Annotated in this window: 22 protein-coding genes; 18 read left to right on the top strand and 4 right to left on the bottom strand. The window is 28.1% G+C overall.

The window, feature by feature from the left end:
* The 7 genes from EZH24_RS01050 to tmk all read left to right on the top strand — a co-directional run.
* The coding region (locus EZH24_RS01050; RefSeq protein ID WP_236847027.1) for a hypothetical protein at positions 1-781 on the top strand (781 nt) is incomplete at its 5' end.
* Positions 721-1179, top strand: coding sequence for a hypothetical protein (locus EZH24_RS01045; protein ID WP_137997281.1), 459 nt, complete (start codon positions 721-723; stop codon positions 1177-1179). The genes EZH24_RS01050 and EZH24_RS01045, both read left to right, overlap by 61 nt.
* A gap of 80 nt (positions 1180-1259) precedes the next feature.
* Positions 1260-2570, top strand: coding sequence for a PD-(D/E)XK nuclease family protein (locus EZH24_RS01040; RefSeq protein ID WP_137997280.1), 1311 nt, complete (start codon positions 1260-1262; stop codon positions 2568-2570).
* 31 nt (positions 2571-2601) lie between these two features.
* Complete coding sequence (locus EZH24_RS01035) at positions 2602-3294, top strand: leucine-rich repeat domain-containing protein (protein WP_137997279.1); 693 nt, start codon at positions 2602-2604, stop codon at positions 3292-3294.
* Between the two features lie 174 nt (positions 3295-3468).
* Positions 3469-4125, top strand: a complete 657-nt coding sequence (locus EZH24_RS01030; RefSeq protein WP_137997278.1) for a sigma factor-like helix-turn-helix DNA-binding protein — start codon at positions 3469-3471, stop codon at positions 4123-4125.
* Positions 4126-4384: 259 nt separating this feature from the next.
* Entirely contained in the window at positions 4385-5533 is a 1149-nt protein-coding gene (mraY, locus tag EZH24_RS01025; RefSeq protein ID WP_137997277.1) for a phospho-N-acetylmuramoyl-pentapeptide-transferase, read from the top strand.
* A 25-nt stretch (positions 5534-5558) separates the two neighbouring features.
* Complete coding sequence (gene tmk / locus EZH24_RS01020) at positions 5559-6170, top strand: dTMP kinase (protein WP_137997276.1); 612 nt, start codon at positions 5559-5561, stop codon at positions 6168-6170.
* On the opposite strand, the gene EZH24_RS01015 is transcribed toward tmk, so the two are convergent.
* Positions 6139-6549 carry a single-stranded DNA-binding protein gene (locus EZH24_RS01015; RefSeq protein WP_137997275.1) on the bottom strand — a complete coding sequence of 137 codons (411 nt, stop codon included), beginning with the start codon at positions 6547-6549 and terminating at the stop codon, positions 6139-6141. The two genes, tmk and EZH24_RS01015, sit on opposite strands and share 32 nt — an antisense overlap.
* A gap of 336 nt (positions 6550-6885) precedes the next feature.
* The gene (locus EZH24_RS01010) at positions 6886-7539 is read right to left on the bottom strand and encodes a DNA-formamidopyrimidine glycosylase family protein (RefSeq protein WP_137997274.1); all 654 of its coding nucleotides are present in this window, start codon (positions 7537-7539) and stop codon (positions 6886-6888) included.
* Positions 7540-7839: 300 nt separating this feature from the next.
* Between EZH24_RS01010 and EZH24_RS01005 the strand changes: the two genes are divergently transcribed.
* Positions 7840-8250 carry a hypothetical protein gene (locus EZH24_RS01005; protein WP_137997273.1) on the top strand — a complete coding sequence of 137 codons (411 nt, stop codon included), beginning with the start codon at positions 7840-7842 and terminating at the stop codon, positions 8248-8250.
* Positions 8251-8398: 148 nt separating this feature from the next.
* Here EZH24_RS01005 and trmB read toward each other — a convergent pair whose 3' ends face one another.
* On the bottom strand, positions 8399-9052 hold the full coding sequence (gene trmB, locus EZH24_RS01000) for a tRNA (guanosine(46)-N7)-methyltransferase TrmB (RefSeq protein WP_137997272.1): 654 nt from the start codon (positions 9050-9052) through the stop codon (positions 8399-8401).
* 26 nt (positions 9053-9078) lie between these two features.
* Positions 9079-10194 (bottom strand): hypothetical protein, encoded by a 1116-nt coding sequence (locus EZH24_RS00995; RefSeq protein WP_170310819.1) that lies wholly within the window; start codon positions 10192-10194, stop codon positions 9079-9081.
* 121 nt (positions 10195-10315) lie between these two features.
* Here EZH24_RS00995 and EZH24_RS00990 point away from each other — a divergent pair, with 121 nt between their 5' ends.
* The 10 genes from EZH24_RS00990 to EZH24_RS00950 all read left to right on the top strand — a co-directional run.
* Positions 10316-11260, top strand: a complete 945-nt coding sequence (locus EZH24_RS00990; protein WP_137997271.1) for an SH3 domain-containing protein — start codon at positions 10316-10318, stop codon at positions 11258-11260.
* 17 nt (positions 11261-11277) lie between these two features.
* Complete coding sequence (locus EZH24_RS00985; protein WP_137997270.1) at positions 11278-11589, top strand: cell division protein ZapA; 312 nt, start codon at positions 11278-11280, stop codon at positions 11587-11589.
* Positions 11570-12592, top strand: coding sequence for a helix-turn-helix transcriptional regulator (locus tag EZH24_RS00980; protein ID WP_137997269.1), 1023 nt, complete (start codon positions 11570-11572; stop codon positions 12590-12592). Before EZH24_RS00985 ends, EZH24_RS00980 begins: the two co-directional genes overlap by 20 nt.
* A gap of 380 nt (positions 12593-12972) precedes the next feature.
* A complete protein-coding gene (locus EZH24_RS00975; RefSeq protein WP_137997268.1) occupies positions 12973-13323 on the top strand; it encodes an NINE protein in 351 nt (116 codons plus the stop codon).
* A gap of 16 nt (positions 13324-13339) precedes the next feature.
* The gene (locus EZH24_RS00970; protein WP_137997267.1) at positions 13340-13603 is read left to right on the top strand and encodes a hypothetical protein; all 264 of its coding nucleotides are present in this window, start codon (positions 13340-13342) and stop codon (positions 13601-13603) included.
* 34 nt (positions 13604-13637) lie between these two features.
* Complete coding sequence (locus tag EZH24_RS00965; RefSeq protein WP_137997266.1) at positions 13638-14075, top strand: hypothetical protein; 438 nt, start codon at positions 13638-13640, stop codon at positions 14073-14075.
* 56 nt (positions 14076-14131) lie between these two features.
* A complete protein-coding gene (locus tag EZH24_RS00960; protein ID WP_137997265.1) occupies positions 14132-14776 on the top strand; it encodes a hypothetical protein in 645 nt (214 codons plus the stop codon).
* A gap of 44 nt (positions 14777-14820) precedes the next feature.
* A complete protein-coding gene (locus EZH24_RS00955) occupies positions 14821-15054 on the top strand; it encodes a hypothetical protein (RefSeq protein ID WP_137997264.1) in 234 nt (77 codons plus the stop codon).
* Between the two features lie 39 nt (positions 15055-15093).
* A complete protein-coding gene (locus EZH24_RS15270) occupies positions 15094-15216 on the top strand; it encodes a hypothetical protein (RefSeq protein ID WP_272897863.1) in 123 nt (40 codons plus the stop codon).
* 14 nt (positions 15217-15230) lie between these two features.
* On the top strand, positions 15231-16418 hold a 1188-nt coding region (locus EZH24_RS00950; protein ID WP_137997263.1), incomplete at its 3' end, for a PDDEXK-like family protein.

The following is a 16418-nucleotide window of genomic DNA, read 5'->3' as shown; positions in this document are numbered from 1 at the left end:
AATTATAATAAAAAGCATATCTGGTATGAGAGCAGAGTTTAAAATGATGCTTTTTATTATAATTGATTTAACATTTTTGAGGATTATATTTCGCAGAAAAGACCCTTATGAAAAGAAATTCGCTCTTGTGCTTATTATATATTCAATAGTTTTACCAATGACTTATGGAGCTTTCTTATTATTAAAACATAGCGATGAAGAAATGAAAGAATTTGGCATATTTTTATTAATAGTATGTATTATTACCATTATATTATCAATTTTATATTCTATAAAAACTATTAAAAAAATTACAATGATTAATTTTGAAAAAAACTTTAATCTGATTTTTTATAAAATCGATGGAATAGACGACAAAATTTTATATTTACAAAATGAAATTTCAAAATTCTCAGGAAAAGATAGAGAAAAAACAAAATTTTTATATATGAATTTAATACAACATAATTTAGCAAAAATTGAAGAAATAGACGATAAAATTTTATATTTACAAAACGAATTTACCAAATTGTCAAGAAAAGATAGAGAAAAAATAAAAGTTTTATACACTAATGTAATAGAAAGTCATTTAAGTGAAATTGATGCAATAGACGATAAAATCTTATTTCTAAAAAATGGAATTGAAAAATGGGCGGAAAAAGATAATGTAATAAGAAAAATTTTAGAAGAAAAAATTCGATATTTTGATATTAATAGAGAGCGTATAGAAGAAGAAAGAATATGGGCAGAAGAAAAAGAAAAAAAGAGGCTGAAATTTATAATGAAATGGCAGGCTATGTAGAAAATAAAGATTTTTTTGAAACCGATTTAGACCATATTTTTGGAGAAGATGAAGGTTGTTTTTTTATTATAGATGATGTAAGAAGAGTTACAAAATACTATGATAATAAAGGACATGGAAGATTTAGAGAAATGTATAGAGGAACATTATATATAACTAATAAAAAATTATGGCTAAAATTATACCGAGAAACAAATTCTATAATGGTATTAGTGCCTATTACAGATATATTAGAAATATATAAATCAAAAAGGTTCGATGATAACTTAACTGATATTTATGTATTAAAATTAAGAATTAGTAAAAGCAAAGAAGATGACATTCTTTTAGAAATGGATGATGAAATGGATGCTTATAAAGCAATGATTTGTATTGAAGAAGCACAAAAATACTTATAAATTAAAAATTTCTATTAAGGAGTAAAAAGTGAATAAAAATTTTTACAAATGTTTAAAATCTAATAAAGGAGGAATTCTATATGGCAGAATTTGATAAACGACTCGATTTATTAAAAAATATCATTGACAACAAAGACAAAATATTTGAAAAAATAAACGAGGAAAAAGAAAAATTAATTCCTATAGTGAATATAACGAATATTTTAGGATGCGCTACGGACGAAGTAAAAAATAGTTCTTTATTGCATAATATTTTAAAAATAAAATTTAAATACGAGAATAAAGAAATAAATTTTGCAAAAGATTTTTCGGAATTTATTATTAAAGAAAAATTAAAAAACGATAGCGTAAGTATTAATTCTACAGCGGAAGCTTATAATGAATTTTATGCGTCAAGCGAAACTTGGCGAAGAATAGATTTATTTATACATTCCGATAACTTTGAAATAATAATTGAAAATAAAATTTGGGCGGGTGACCAACCAAATCAATTAAAAGATTATTATAATAACAGAATTAATGAGAATAAAAATAACAATAAAATAAAAGACAATATATTTATAGTTTATTTGACAAGAAATAGAGACAAACCTTCCGAATTCAGCATTGATAGAGAATTAATCGCGGAATTGGAAAATAAAAATAAAATATGTTATTTATCGCATGACGATATAGCCGAATGGATTAAAAACGATATTTTAAATAAATATCAATTCTTAAAAGACGAAAAATTTCAATTAATTTATTCGGCTTTAATTCAAATTGCATATAACGAAAAATATATAAGTAAAAAAACGGAGGAAAATAAAATGGAATTAAACGAAATTAAAAAATATGTAGATTTTGATTTATTATTAAAAGACGAAAATGATTTGGATAAAAAAGTAAACGAACTAAATAAATCCATAGAATTATTTAAGAACGCTAAAAAATTGATAGCGGATAAGAAAGGCGAGATTATACTTGAAACCGAAAGCGTAAAAAAAGGTATAAGATATTCCGTAGATGTTGGCAATTACTTAAAACAAGAAGGAATAAACAATATTATTTTTAACGAAGAAGCTATTAGAAGAGATATCAAGAATGGATTTTCTCTAAATATTCGTATCCCTATAACTCCTATTTGGCATCATCTTTATATATCTTTAGAGCAAGGAGTTTCTTCGCTTTCAATTACTATAAGCGGAACTAACGGAAACTTTATAAATAAAGTAAAAGAAGAAGATATTAAGAAAAAAATAACTGAAATTCTCAACGGTTATGACGAAGAAGGCGAAGGCGGAGATGACGAATGTATTTACGGTAAAAATATAAATATTGAAAACGATAAGCCCGAAGATACCGCTCAAAAAATGATTGATTTATATAAGTTATTAGAAAAAATAAATTAAAAAATTTAAACTTAAAAACAGGAGAAATAACATGGCAAATAATTTAACGCTCGAGGATATTGATAATTTATATTTATGGTATACAAGGCTTGAAGGAAACGAACTTGAAAGTAAAGAGGAAATTTTAGATATTTATTATATTACGGCTAAAAATTCTCTCCCAAAAGAAATTTTTAAACTAAATAGTCTTGAACAGCTTGATATAGAAGTGGAAGATTTAACTGAAATTCCAAAAGAGATTGGGAATTTAACTAATCTTGTCGCTTTAGATATAAGCGGTTGCCATAACTTAAAAGAACTTCCAAAAGAAATCGGAAATTTAACTAAGCTCGGATGTAATGGGGATAACCGCTATGGAGATGCGTTAAGGATACGGGATTGTCACAATTTAAAAGAGCTGCCTAAAGAAATTGGGAATTTGAGTAATCTTAGAGTTTTAGAAATAATAGGTTGTCACAATTTAAAAGAACTTCCAAAAGAGATTGAAAATTTAGATTTAAATATTAGCCTTTATAATTGTCCCAATTTAAAAGAATTACCTAAAGAATATTGGAATAAAGGTGCGACAAGAAATTATAGAATTTGTATCGAAATTAAAAACGGAGATAATGTAGAATTATTAAAATCTACGCTCGATAGCGCTATTAATAATTCTGCAAATAAATCTTTAGAATTAAAAATAGAACTGTATAACATAGACGAATGCCACATAAGAGTAAATTAATTTTAAAAGATTATTAAACGATGAAGAATTAGCTTTGTGGTATAAAAAATTTATGAGAAAATAATTCAAAATTCAAAAATTATATTACTAAAAACAAGTATCTGTGTGTGATACTAGTTATATGTTATAATTAATATATAAAAAATAATTTTTATTAAAATTGGAGAAAATAAAATGAAAAATAATAATAAAGACGATTTGCCTATGATTACTGACGAAAACGAAAAAGAATATTGGATTGAATATAAAAAAACTTTATCTCCGCAAATAAAAGAAGCTTTGATTATTAAATACAAATATTTGTTGGAAGTTGTGGCTAATGAACTTAAATCAAATATTGGGAAAGGACGCTTTAAGGGTTTGGATTATGAGGATTTGGTATGTTTAGGTTATTCGGGACTTTTGGAAGCGATAGATAAATATTCTCACGATAAAGATGTAAAATTTAAATCCTACGCCTTTGTGATAATACAAAGAGCTATATATGACGAAGCCACAAGAATAAATTATTTTTGTTATCCAAAAAGCCGTTTTCTAAACGATGCAAAAACGCTTTTAGATGAAGAAAGTAAAATATTGATATTATATTATCATGAAGGTTTAACTTTTAAAGAAATAGCCGAAAAAATGGATATATCAAGAAACGAAGTCCATCAACTTCTTACGAAAGCTATAGAAGATTTAAAAATTATAGAAAATAAGTCTATTTCAAAACCAAGCGATAAAACAAATACTGAATATTTGGCGATTATAAATGCTTTGAAAAAATTGCCTCAAAAAGAGCAAGAAGTATTGATACTATATTATTTGGATAATCTCACATTAAAATAAATAAGCGAAAAAATGGGATTGTCAAAAATCGAAGTAACTAAACTTCGTAAAAAAGCCATAAATTATTTAAGAGAAAATATAAAAAATAAAATATGCGAAATTAATTTATAAAAATCAAATTTTAATTGACAAAAAATAAATATGTAATAGTATATATAAAATAATTTTAAAATTGTTTTAACGCTTATATTTTTAATAATATTTTCGATTTGAAATAGATTTTTAAATATTTTAAATAAGCAGAAAAGGTTTTTATAATATGCTTTATCAAATTTTTTATCCTTTAAGAGAGATTTTTTTCGGATTCAATATATTCAGATACATTACTTTCAGAACCGCGGGAGCCGTTGCCACCGCTTTAATTTTGGTTTTTATGTTCGCTCCAAATATAATAGAACAATTAAAAAAATTAAATTTCGGGCAGATTGTAAGAGAAGACGGACCCGAAAGTCATTTGGCAAAAACGGGAACTCCGACAATGGGCGGTTTATTTATAATAGGAAGCATATTGATAAGCGTTTTATTATGGGGAAAATTAGACAATATAAAAATAATACTTTTAACGGTTTCATTAATAATACTTTCAATAGCTGGATTTTTGGACGATTTTTTGAAAATAAAATATAAAAACTCGAAAGGACTCGCGGGAAAATATAAAATATTCTTTCAAGTTTTTGTCGGAGCGATAATCGGAATTTATTTATATTATTTCGACAAATCCACCTTTTTAATGTCGTTCGAGTTAAATCAATCGGCGGGAGTTTTTGAAACGGTGAAAGTCGCTCAAGTTCCTTCTTCTACTTTATTTTTGCCATTTTTAGACACCTTTTATATAGACTTAAAAATTTTTTATATTCCTTTTGCAATTTTTGTAGTCGTTAGTATGAGTAACGCGGTAAATTTAACTGATGGTTTGGACGGACTTGCGATTGGACTTTTAATAATAATGTCGGTGGCTTTGGCGGTTTTATGTTATGTATCGGGAAACTCTTTCGTAGCTACTTATTTAAAAATTCCATTCATATCGGACGCGGGCGAGGTTACGGTTTTTGTCGGAGCTTTAATCGGAGCGGGACTCGGATTTTTATGGTTCAACGCTCATCCCGCTCAAGTGTTTATGGGAGATGTAGGAAGTTTGTCTCTCGGCGGAGTTTTGGGAATAATTGCCTTATTTATCAAACATGAATTACTTTTGATTATTATCGGAGCGGTTTATGTCGCCGAAGCTTTCAGCGTAGTCTTGCAAGTATTTTATTATAAAATGTTTAAAAAGAGAATTTTTAAAATGGCGCCTTTGCATCATCATTTTGAAAAATCGGGATGGAAAGAAACTCAAGTTGTTTTTAGATTTTATATACTCGGAATAATCGCCGCGATAATCGGAATAGCGACTTTGAAAATAAGATAAAGAATAATATAATTTAGGAAAATAAATGAAAGGCAAATTGATAGTTATAGAAGGAATTGACGGTTCGGGCAAATCTACCTGCGCAAAAAATCTTACCGAAAAATTAAATTCTATAAATATAAAATCCATTTATACTTTCGAGCCTACTCATTCGCGTTACGGAGCTAAATTAAGAGAAAGCATGATGAAAGAAAATTTGGACGCCGAAGAAGAATTATTTTTATTTATCGAAGACAGAAAAGAACATATAGAATGCATGATAAAGCCCGCTATAGAGGAAGGATATTTTATTATTTTAGACAGATATTTTTATTCTTCAATCGCCTATCAAGGAGCTAAAGGAATAGATATTAATCGAATAATAAATATGCATAAAGATTTTATTGTCAAACCCGATATAGTTTTTATTTTTCATCTTCCAATAGATATTGCCCTAAACAGAATAATATCCAAAAGAGGAATCGCCGACAGATTTGAAAACGAAACATATTTAAAAAAAGTCGATAAAATATTCCATTCCTTTAACGAATCATTTATTCATCATATAGACACCGACAAAGATATTAAAATCATTGACGAAGAATTATTTAATATTTTAGAAGAATCTAAAATACTTGGTCCGTATTCTCTTCAATAATATTCTCTACCGTTTGATTGTTTGCAATCTTGCCGTTATTGTCCAGCGATTTTTTGCTCAAATTTTTAATTTCCAAAGCGAGTATATAAATAGAATTTCTTTTATTTCCTTCTTTTGTGAAATAAGAATTCTGCCGCAATTCTCCGCTTACCAAAACATGACTTCCTTTTTTCAAGTTGGACGCGACTTTTTCGGCATTATATCCCCAGCTTATTAAATCGAAAAAATAAACTTCTTTTTGCAAACTTCCGTTGATATAATAATATCTGTTGTTTGCTATACCGAATTTACACAGCGATTTTCCATTTTTAGTTTTCATAAAATTTGGGTCTTTCGTAAGTCTTCCCTCGATTACTATTATATTGGCGTTTCCAGACATAATAACTCCTTTTAATTTTAGTTTAATTATTTGTTATAGCAATAGTTAAACAAAATTTTTTGAAAAATCTGCCTTTGTAATGACTAAATAACGGTTGTCATTGCGAGGCTCACTCTGTGGGCTTTAGCCTTGCCGAAACAATCAATATAAATTTGGATTGCTTCATTCGACAAAGTCAGACTTTAGTCTCATTCGCAATGACAGAAATTTTAACAATGCCAAAATAATAGTTGTCATTACGAGGATTTGGAAAAACAGCAACAAAGTCGAGCAGACGCTATAAGTAGTCAAAAATGTTTGCAATGATAATTGAGTAAAAACTGCGATGACGGATTTTTAATCTTCCAAACCATCGCTTTCTTCCTCTTCGGAATTTCCAGAAGCTTCTCTTAAGACCTGCTTTATCGCGTCAAATATTTCCCGCGCTTTCGTTTTACTTATTTCGGAAGTCTTCGTTCTTTTATTTATAGAGGCTCTTTTTAATATCATATCTCCGTAAGTTTCTCCGATGCCGCTTATTAAGAGAGGATTTGTAATTAATTTTTCAACGGTGGTTTTATTCTCCAAAAGCAACTGACAGAATAAATTATAATTAAATTGTTTCGTTAAAGGGTCGTATCCAACTTCGGGCATTTTTGTGAAATCTTTCCAAATAGGGATAATTTTTGTAAAATCGTCTTTATTTTTTCCATCGTCCACAACAAATAAATTTCCTCTATCTGTCGCCAATTTTATTATACTATTTTTATAAGAGTTATTTTCCGTTAGAACGAAAGACCCTTCCGCTCCCAAATCTATTAGCATAGCGTCTTGAGAAAATTGAAAATGAATATATCCGCCGTATCTTAATATGTCTATTATTTTCTGTCCTTTAATATTTTCCATTTCAGAATAATCTTTATCGTATGCCACTATTTTGTCGATATAAGAATAACAAATTTCGCTTTTTATGGAATTTATTAAATTAATTAAATATGGTAGTTCTTTCATTCTATTTATCGTCCTATTATAATGTTTTTATATTATGTTTACTTTTATTATACCATTTAAAATAAAAAAATCAAATAAATTTTTAATTTTTTTTATTAAAAACGCTTGACAAAAATTAAAAAATATATTATAATATAATTATGATTAATTACGGTATCAATATGATATTAAAACTTTATTATTTTCAATTTCGTGACCGTCAACCGTCAACCGTCAACCGTCAACCGTCAACCGTCAACAAATTATTTTAAAATTTGTTTTGAATTATGTTAATAAAATTAAATTAAGATGGAGGTTTGAATGCTATCGTTAAATCAAATTTTGAATGAAATGAAAAGTAAGACATTATATTTTACTTCGGCGTATTCCATAAATATGATGAATGTTAGCGCTAAAGAAATCGAATGGGGAATAAATTTTACTTATAGAGATAAAGATTTCTTACTGATAAAACCTATTGGCAAATCTAACGTGCATATTTTAGAACATAATTTTGTAATTGGAGAAGTCGATTTAAAATATCCTGAAAATATTTTTGTTTATATGATGATGAAAGAATGCGACAATAGTTTAAACAATACTCTTGATGCTCCTGTAAAGATTATTAATCCTAATATTAGTATTTTTAAGAAAAAGGCAAATTTTGACGATATATTTATTAGATTGGGAAGAAATAAAATAAATATGGTTAAAACAATAAACGCAAAATAGAATATATTTTTTCTATAAATATAATTATCGTTGCGGGCAATATTCCAATAAGCATTGAAAATATTACAAGAAATAAAATAAATATTATTAACAAAATAGTAATAATCGCATATTTAAATATATTTGTAAACATAAAATAATCCGCAAATTATATAATGTCGCTTTTCTTATGAGCGAAAAAATAAATATTATGTCCCGCCGCTCGCATTTTCTCTTCGTATAAAGTGATTCCGTAATTTTCAATTTTTTCCGCATATTCTTTTTCCAAAATGTTTTTAAATATTTCGGATTCTTTATAAATAGGATTCATTATTTCAAGAGCGTAATTATCATCGTCCGTTGCCGAATAAAATATTCCGTTGTCTTTAAGTATAGAATATATTTTATTTAAAAATTCTTTATTGAATATTCTTCTATGCGAATGTTTTTTCTTGGGCCAAGGGTCTGGAAAATTCAAATAAATATTGTCGAATTTATATTTATTAATCAAATATTTTTCCATAATAGAATTTGCCTCTCCGAATATTATCGTAAGATTTTTTATATTTCTTTTGAAAGCTTTGAATACCGTTTTTTTCGCAGCTTTATAAGAATATTCTATTCCCAAAAAATATTTGTCTTTATTATTAATAGCAAGCTCGACAATAAATTTTCCGTTTCCGCTTCCAATCTCCAAATCTTTTTTCTCATAACCGAGTAATCTTTTTTCAATTTCGGATGCTATAATATTATTATCGTTTGAATTAAAATCGTCAAGTATATATTCGTTTATAATATCTTCGTTAATATTTGGACTTCTAATAATTATTCTCCTTTTTATTTTTAATTTTAAAACAAGGCTTTTAATGCAATATAATATCTTCCGTCCGTAGCGCCTTGAAAACCGAAATAAATAGAATTAAATTTAAGATAAGCGCAATACTCGAAACAAAATAAATCTTTTTTTTCGTTATAAATATCTTTGGAAGTTTTATTATCAATATAGAATAAAGGACGAATCGCAAGATTAAGTATTTTCCACTCCAAGCCAAGCTCTAATCTCAAATAATGAGCGTCATTTTGTCTCCAAGTATATTCGCCTAACATATTAATCCAAATCGTTTTATCGAGCAAAGGCAATTTTCCCATAGCGGATAATTGAATTATATTGCGAGTGTTATTATAACCGTAATTATGCGGAGATAGATTATTTTTTTCATGCTGATAAAGAATGTGAGTTTTAAAAAAATCTCCGTTTATTTTGAATAAAACCGCAAGAGGCGAAGAATCCCTCGAAAAACCTTGCGAATAAGAAATTTCAAAATAATGTCCTATTAGTCCCGCTCTCAAGCCCATTTCGTTATTTACTCTCGGCAAATACCAATGCGGAATGTCGTCAAAATTTTCCGTAGCGGAATCGACAACGGAAGGAAGAAGCATAAAAGTAGAGCCGTTAATATCGTTTGCAGCTTTCATTCTAAACGAAAGTAATATTCTTGTTAATGTTATAGTTTCTATTCCAGCATCGTAAAGTTCTATTTTTCCCGTAGCTTTATTTTTATCAAAAACATCGAATTTGCCAGATAAAGTCGCAAAAGGAGTCGCGGAAAATATCCAATCGTAATGGAAACTTTTTCCGAGCGAAATATACATATCGGGCATAGCAAATCGTTTTTTTTCCAAACTTGCTCCAATTAAAGTATTCATGTGAAATTCGATTGTAGATAATTCGTATAAAGCTCTCGAAGAAAAAGAATCTTTGCGAGGATTATCTCTTTTATAACTTTCATGAATATAATCGTAATCGATAAAACTTTCCGTTTGTCTTTCTATTTCCACAAGCGAAAAGAGATTTGCCATAGCCTTAAAAAATTTTTGGTCTTTTTCGGTATAAGGCGATTGGGCGTAGATTTTCATATAACTTAAAAGCAAAGTCAATAATATTATTCTAAAAAACATTTTCATTTTATCAATTTTACGATATTTTAATTTAAAATTAATATATTTTCATTTTATCATAAATTTAAAAATTGACAATTATGTCGTATATGATATAATTTCTTTAACGCTATTTTGGAGTTGTAAAGTGGAAGAATTTAGCATTTTGGAAATAAAAGTAAAAGACTTATTAGGCAGATACGAAACGCTTTTGGCGGAACATAAAGCTTTAACCGAAAATATAACTTTTTTAAATAGAGTAAAATTAGAACTCGAAACTAAAATTAATTCTTTTAAAGAAGAAAAAACTATATTGGAAACCGACAAAAGAAATATCGCCGACAACCTCAATATTCTTAAAGAAGAGAGAGACAATTTATTAAAACAACTCGAAGCTTCAAGAATAGAAAAAGATAATTTCAAAATAAGCGCGGAAAAAACGGAAAAAGATTCGATAACTTTAATCGAAGAAAACGATAACCTCAAAGATAAAATTAAAAATATAAATTTTGAAAACGAAACTTTAAAAAGAGAAAACGAAGAATTAAAATCAAAATTATCTCGATTAATAAGCACGATAGACAGCGCCATGCAATATAATAAAGAAATCAATATAAATCATAGCGAACATAACGAAATTAATCGTAAAGAAGATATAAAAGAAAATATAAGCGATAATTTGGAAAACGATTGGGAAAATAATCAAAATATAGAAAGCGAAAATATTGATAGCGAAGAAGAAAACGAAGAAAATATTTTTAATAATAACGAAGAGATTAAAAACGAAACTCATAATACTTTAGAAAATAAAAATTCTTTTAATAATGCCGCCACAATAAAAGTTTACGAAGACGAAGACCCTTTTTCAAGCGCGTCCGATTCGAGTTGGGATAACGATATTAATGATATTAAAGATAACGAAGAAAATAATAATGAAGAAGATAAATATAAATTGGAAGAAGTCGAAGAAAATATTGACGACAATAACGGCGAAAACGATAACGATTATAATTTTGAATCTGACGAAGAAGACGAATATATGTTTGGCGATGAGGACGAAGAAGAATTTTTCTTTGATAGCGAATCAAAATAAATAAAACGGGTAAAACAATGAGCAATAATTTGGAAGTAAATATATTTGGAAGAACCTTAAATATAAAATCGCAAGAAGACAATATCGAATATTTGAAAGAACTTGCCGATTTCGTGGACAAAAGCATGAACGATATAGCGCAACATTACGGCGAAGACAAACCGAGAGATATAATAGCAATCCTTGCCTGTTTGAATATAGCCGACAATTTGAAATTAGAAATTGCAAACAGCAAGGCGGGAAGCGACACATTACAAGCGTTGAAAGAAAGTATTGCCAACAGGTCGAGAGAATTGATAAGGCTTATAGATGCGGTCGAAGAAAAATAAAAATCCAAAAAACAACATTATTAAAAAAGCTCAAAATCTGCCGTATGCAAGAATTCTTTTTATAGACAAAATGATTTCGGAAGGAGATTTTCCGTCCGCTCCAAAAATCGCAAAAGAATACGAAGGCGTAAGCGTGATAACGATTAAAAGAGACATAGAATATATGCGAGACATTCTTAACGCCCCAATAGAATACGACAAAAACAGAAAAGGTTATTACTATTTGGACAAAACTTTTAGGCTTCCTTTTTTATTTGCAAACGAGGACGAAATATTATCGGGTTCGATTGCGATAAAACTCCTCTATCAGTATAGAGGAACTCCGATTTATAAAAATGTTAAAAATATTTTCGGTTATTTCAATAGAGTAGTTGAAAAATCGAACGATAAAAATTTTGAAAAGAGAATAATCTTTCTTGAAGAATATTCGCCGAGTTTTTCCGAAGAAGTTTGGAATATTTTAATTAAGGCGATAAAAGAAAATCGTTATATTAAATTTTCTTACAAAAGCGCTTGGAGAAATTACGAAGGACATGGCTATTATATCGCTCCTTATCAAATCGTTTCAAAAGCTGGCGTTTGGTATTTTGCGGGCTATTCTAAAAGACAAGAATCGGTAAGTTTATACTGTTTGCATAGAATAACTTTTATTGAGATTGCGGACGAAACTTTTGAAATGCCAAAAGATTACAAATATTTAAACGATAAAGAAATTTCTTTCGGAGTATTCAAAGACGAAGATAAAAAGGAATGCAAAATAATTTTTTATAACGAATCCGCCGCTTATATTTCCGAGCGCAAATTTTCCGAAGATCAAAAAATAGAGAAGAGAGAGGACGGCTCTGTTGTGGCTACTTTTTCAAGCGGGCAGATTTACGAAATTTTAAGATTTGTTTTGTCTCAAGGCTCTAACGCAATTCCGCTTCAGCCGAAATCTTTAGTCGAAGAATGGAAAAACAACATTAAAATAATGAATGAAAATATAGATAAATTTTTAAAATAAACGCTTGACAAAATTTTTAAATATTGTATAATTTGACCCAATATGAAAAACTTAAAATATAACTTAAACAATTTCATGACGTCACGTCACGTCACGTCACGTCACGTCACGTCTTAACTTTAAACTTTTTTCAAGTTTATGTTTACTTACTAACTATAAAATATTATTCTGTTTATTCATTAAAACTTTATTCAAATTCTTTTTTGAATTTATTAAATTTCGGTTTGGAAAAAGCATTTATTTATTTAAATATTTTAATACATATTTTTACGCAAAAAATATTATTTATATAAAGAAAAACAAGTATCACTGTATGATACTTGTTATAGTTTATAATTAATTAAAAATAAAATTTTAGCCGAAAGGCGAAGGAGTAAAAAATGGAACAAAACAATGTTCAAGAACAAATTATTAAAGGTAACGATAGGTCGGAAAAAAGCTGGGTGGCATGCCTGTTGTTATGCATATTTTTAGGGGAGATTTACGGGCATAAATTCTATGTCGGCAGAGTGAAAGAGGCTTTGATTATGTGGGCAATTCTTATCGTCTCTATTATCTTGGCTTTTGTAGGCATGGGAACGGCGGTATTTTCTTCGGCATGGGTTGGATTTTTAATTACGGGTTTGGGAATAGTGGGAATGAGCGCATATTGTCTCATAGTCATTGTAGATTTCTTCGTTATACTCGTGGGAAAATTCAAAGACAGCGAAGGAAAATATGTGACTAAATAAAAAAAGGAGAAACAAAATGAAATTTGATTTGGAAACATTAAAAACTTGGATTAAAGAGAATAAGAAAATCGATGTAATATTTTTCGCTCTTTTAATTTTGCTGATATTACAAGGAATATACTTATTCTTTAATTCTAATCCCGAGACTATTATGTCGAAGCTGTGGGAAGGAAATACTCTCGTTTTTACCATACTTAAAACTTTTATAGTAAACGGTTTTTTATTGGTAGGAATATTTATGGTAAGAGTATATTTATTCGTAATAAAAAAAGACAAATAATTTTAATTAAATTTTTATGAAAGGAGAAAATAAAATGAAAACAACGATTAAAATTTTACTAACTTTAACTACTATCTCTATGATAGGAATTTACGCTTGCGATGGAGGAGAGCTTTCTTCAAAATTAGACGGAAAAGTTTATACAAATTATACCGATGGTGTCGGATTAACCTCGCTTACTTTTTCTTCCAATAAATTAAAGATGTCTGGCGATGTATTAAGCGCTTTAGCTGGTTTATTGGTAGATTTAACATTGTTAAAAAATGTGGGTAAGAATAAGTCGATTTATCATCTTACAATATTTGGTATGACTTCTATGACAGGTATTGAGCTAAAAGGTGATAAATTATATTTATATCAGGGTGAAAGGAAAAACGAAAATTGGAAGTTAGTAGACGATGTAAAATTTACGCCCGAATATATGGATACTAATTATTTTAAGTTTTCGCATAATTTAAAGGGAAGTAAATAAAGGAGTAGAAAATGAAAAGATTAATGAAAAATAAATGTTTAATAGGAGAATAAATTATGAATATAATAAAAAAGATATTAAACTACTTATTAACAAGGATTGTTATATTTATACTATTTATAGCACCTTTTTGCGCCGCTTGTGCTGTTAGTGAGATATTTCAATCTAACAAGAGTTTAGTTTTTGTAGTTTCAATAATCGTTTTAATAATTTATATGATAATTGGTATATTAGCAATCATAGATACAATTTTTCCTAAAAACTATTATAAAAAAATTGATTATTCTATTAAAACTACTGAAGAAATCAACGATATTCTTGAATCTATAAAGAAAGTAAATATAATCAAAAATAAATTAAAAATTTTTATATTTCTATTTATTCCAGGAATTTTATTTACATTATCTGAAATAGTTAATATTTATTCTTTGGTTTTTATAAATTTAGCAATAAGCGCATTAATGTATATTATATGCATTTTTAAATTTTTATCATTAGTTATTCGGAATAGTTCATATTCATATTCTACATCTTATTCAAGCCAAAAATCAAGAGGATATAAAACATATAAATGTTTAAAATGCGGAGCAGATAGACACGGCAAATATGTTGAAAATTTTGATACATCTAATTGCGCAATGGGAGGAGAGCATGAATTTGTAGAAGAATGGGAATGGAAAATAAAAAATAGAAAAGGCTAATTAAAAATAAATTTTAATAAATAATTTTTTAAGGAGATTTAATTATGGCTAGTAACTATTACAAATGCACAAAATGTGGAAATTCTACTTATAGCAGCGTGCGACCTTTAAACGGAACATGCTCTAAAGGAGGAGGACATACTTGGTGGAAAAGACCCGCTAATGCAAAATCTGTTCTTTGGAGATGCGTAAAGTGTGGTAATTCTACTTATTCTACCGACCATCCTTTGAAAGCTACTTGTTCCAAAGGAGGCGGGCATAGTTGGAGAAAAAATTAAAAAATAAATATTTAGCCGAAAGGCAAAGGAGAGATTAAAATGGCAAATTTTTATTGCGAATACTGTGGACAAAAATATTCGAGCGTTGCTTCATTAACTTCTAATAATTGTTCAAGGCATCCAGACGGAAGTTATAAAGGCAAGCATGCGCCAGCTTTATAATTCAAGGAGGTTAAATGGAATATAATTATAATATAGAAGAATTGAAAAAGACTTGGGATTTCTATGATAATCGAGCTAAAGAGATTATAGAAAACGCTTTTGAAATTACTTCAAAATTTATCGATAACGGGACGCTTCAAAGATATAGAGAATATATTGAAAAGAATAATTTTGAAGAGAATTATCCTTTCAATATTTTCGAGTTAATCTCCGATATTTACTATAGAGAAAATTTTCATTCAGATATAATCGCTCAATTATTTAAGAATGAGATTATATTAAAAAATTTTCTAAAGTTTATCGGAGTTGACGAAAGCGCATATAAAAACTATGAAGTGAGTAGAGAAGAAAATAAAATCGATATTCTAATCAAAACGGAAAAAAATTGCATTATCGTAGAAAATAAACTTAATTGGGCAAAAGATATGCCCGAGCAGTTATTTAGATATTATAACGAATGCAAAAATAATAAAAATTTGGAAGTAGACAAAATAGTATATTTATCGCCGAACTCTTCTAAAAAACCCGAAGACAACAGCGTTAGAGAAATTCCAAAAGAATTGATAAAAACTATAGTCGGTTATGATGGAGAAAATAACGATTTTTATACTATGGTTTTGGAAAAAAGTTTAAAAGAAATGAATAATAACGAGCCTAAAGAATGGCTTTTATTATTAGAACATTATTTAAAAATTTTAAGATTAACGGGAGAAACTAAAATGGACAAACTAACAAAAGAATTTTACGACAAAATTGTAAACGATGGCAAAGAATACGAGAAAATCGAATTAATAGCGACTATGTATAACGATTTGATAAAAACTCGTATCAATAATTTAGCCGAACAATTTGGAGGAGAAAACTATAATAATCAATGTTTTTTCAGAGATTTTCATAGCGAAAAAAGAGGCTTAAGTTACGCTATAGATATTTATATTTATAACGATAAAAGCTTGTTATTTTTATTTTCAAGAGAAGAAGGAACGGCTACCGATGATAATCCTAAATCTACAAAGAAATGGGAACAAGACAATAAAGATATAGAAGCTTGGCTTAAAAAACATAAATTAGATAAAGAATTTAAATTTTCTGTAGAAGACGATAGCACTTGGTGGAGATTTATGAAAGAATTTAAATTTCCCGAAGATGAAAAAGCTTTATACGAATTCGCTAAAAAATTAATAGAATGTTTGGAGAATGTC

Source organism: Brachyspira catarrhinii (assembly GCF_005518285.1).
Lineage (GTDB): Bacteria > Spirochaetota > Brachyspiria > Brachyspirales > Brachyspiraceae > Brachyspira > Brachyspira catarrhinii.
Note: the sequence above shows the minus strand (reverse complement) of the source record. Positions and strands in the feature narration are given on the sequence as shown.

Bases quoted from the DNA above. Each gene is read 5' to 3' on its own strand.
- EZH24_RS00965 (WP_137997266.1), top strand. From the start codon at position 13,638: ATGAAAACAACGATTAAAATTTTACTAACTTTAACTACTATCTCTATG.
- EZH24_RS00960 (WP_137997265.1), top strand. From the start codon at position 14,132: ATGAATATAATAAAAAAGATATTAAACTACTTATTAACAAGGATTGTT.
- EZH24_RS01040 (WP_137997280.1), top strand. From the start codon at position 1,260: ATGGCAGAATTTGATAAACGACTCGATTTATTAAAAAATATCATTGAC.
- mraY (WP_137997277.1), top strand. From the start codon at position 4,385: ATGCTTTATCAAATTTTTTATCCTTTAAGAGAGATTTTTTTCGGATTC.
- tmk (WP_137997276.1), top strand. From the start codon at position 5,559: ATGAAAGGCAAATTGATAGTTATAGAAGGAATTGACGGTTCGGGCAAA.
- EZH24_RS01010 (WP_137997274.1), bottom strand. From the start codon at position 7,539: ATGAAAGAACTACCATATTTAATTAATTTAATAAATTCCATAAAAAGC.
- EZH24_RS00975 (WP_137997268.1), top strand. From the start codon at position 12,973: ATGGAACAAAACAATGTTCAAGAACAAATTATTAAAGGTAACGATAGG.
- EZH24_RS01005 (WP_137997273.1), top strand. From the start codon at position 7,840: ATGCTATCGTTAAATCAAATTTTGAATGAAATGAAAAGTAAGACATTA.
- EZH24_RS01030 (WP_137997278.1), top strand. From the start codon at position 3,469: ATGAAAAATAATAATAAAGACGATTTGCCTATGATTACTGACGAAAAC.
- EZH24_RS00985 (WP_137997270.1), top strand. From the start codon at position 11,278: ATGAGCAATAATTTGGAAGTAAATATATTTGGAAGAACCTTAAATATA.
- EZH24_RS00955 (WP_137997264.1), top strand. From the start codon at position 14,821: ATGGCTAGTAACTATTACAAATGCACAAAATGTGGAAATTCTACTTAT.
- EZH24_RS01035 (WP_137997279.1), top strand. From the start codon at position 2,602: ATGGCAAATAATTTAACGCTCGAGGATATTGATAATTTATATTTATGG.
- EZH24_RS15270 (WP_272897863.1), top strand. From the start codon at position 15,094: ATGGCAAATTTTTATTGCGAATACTGTGGACAAAAATATTCGAGCGTT.
- EZH24_RS01045 (WP_137997281.1), top strand. From the start codon at position 721: ATGGGCAGAAGAAAAAGAAAAAAAGAGGCTGAAATTTATAATGAAATG.
- EZH24_RS00980 (WP_137997269.1), top strand. From the start codon at position 11,570: ATGCGGTCGAAGAAAAATAAAAATCCAAAAAACAACATTATTAAAAAA.
- EZH24_RS00995 (WP_170310819.1), bottom strand. From the start codon at position 10,194: ATGAAAATGTTTTTTAGAATAATATTATTGACTTTGCTTTTAAGTTAT.
- EZH24_RS00970 (WP_137997267.1), top strand. From the start codon at position 13,340: ATGAAATTTGATTTGGAAACATTAAAAACTTGGATTAAAGAGAATAAG.
- EZH24_RS01015 (WP_137997275.1), bottom strand. From the start codon at position 6,549: ATGTCTGGAAACGCCAATATAATAGTAATCGAGGGAAGACTTACGAAA.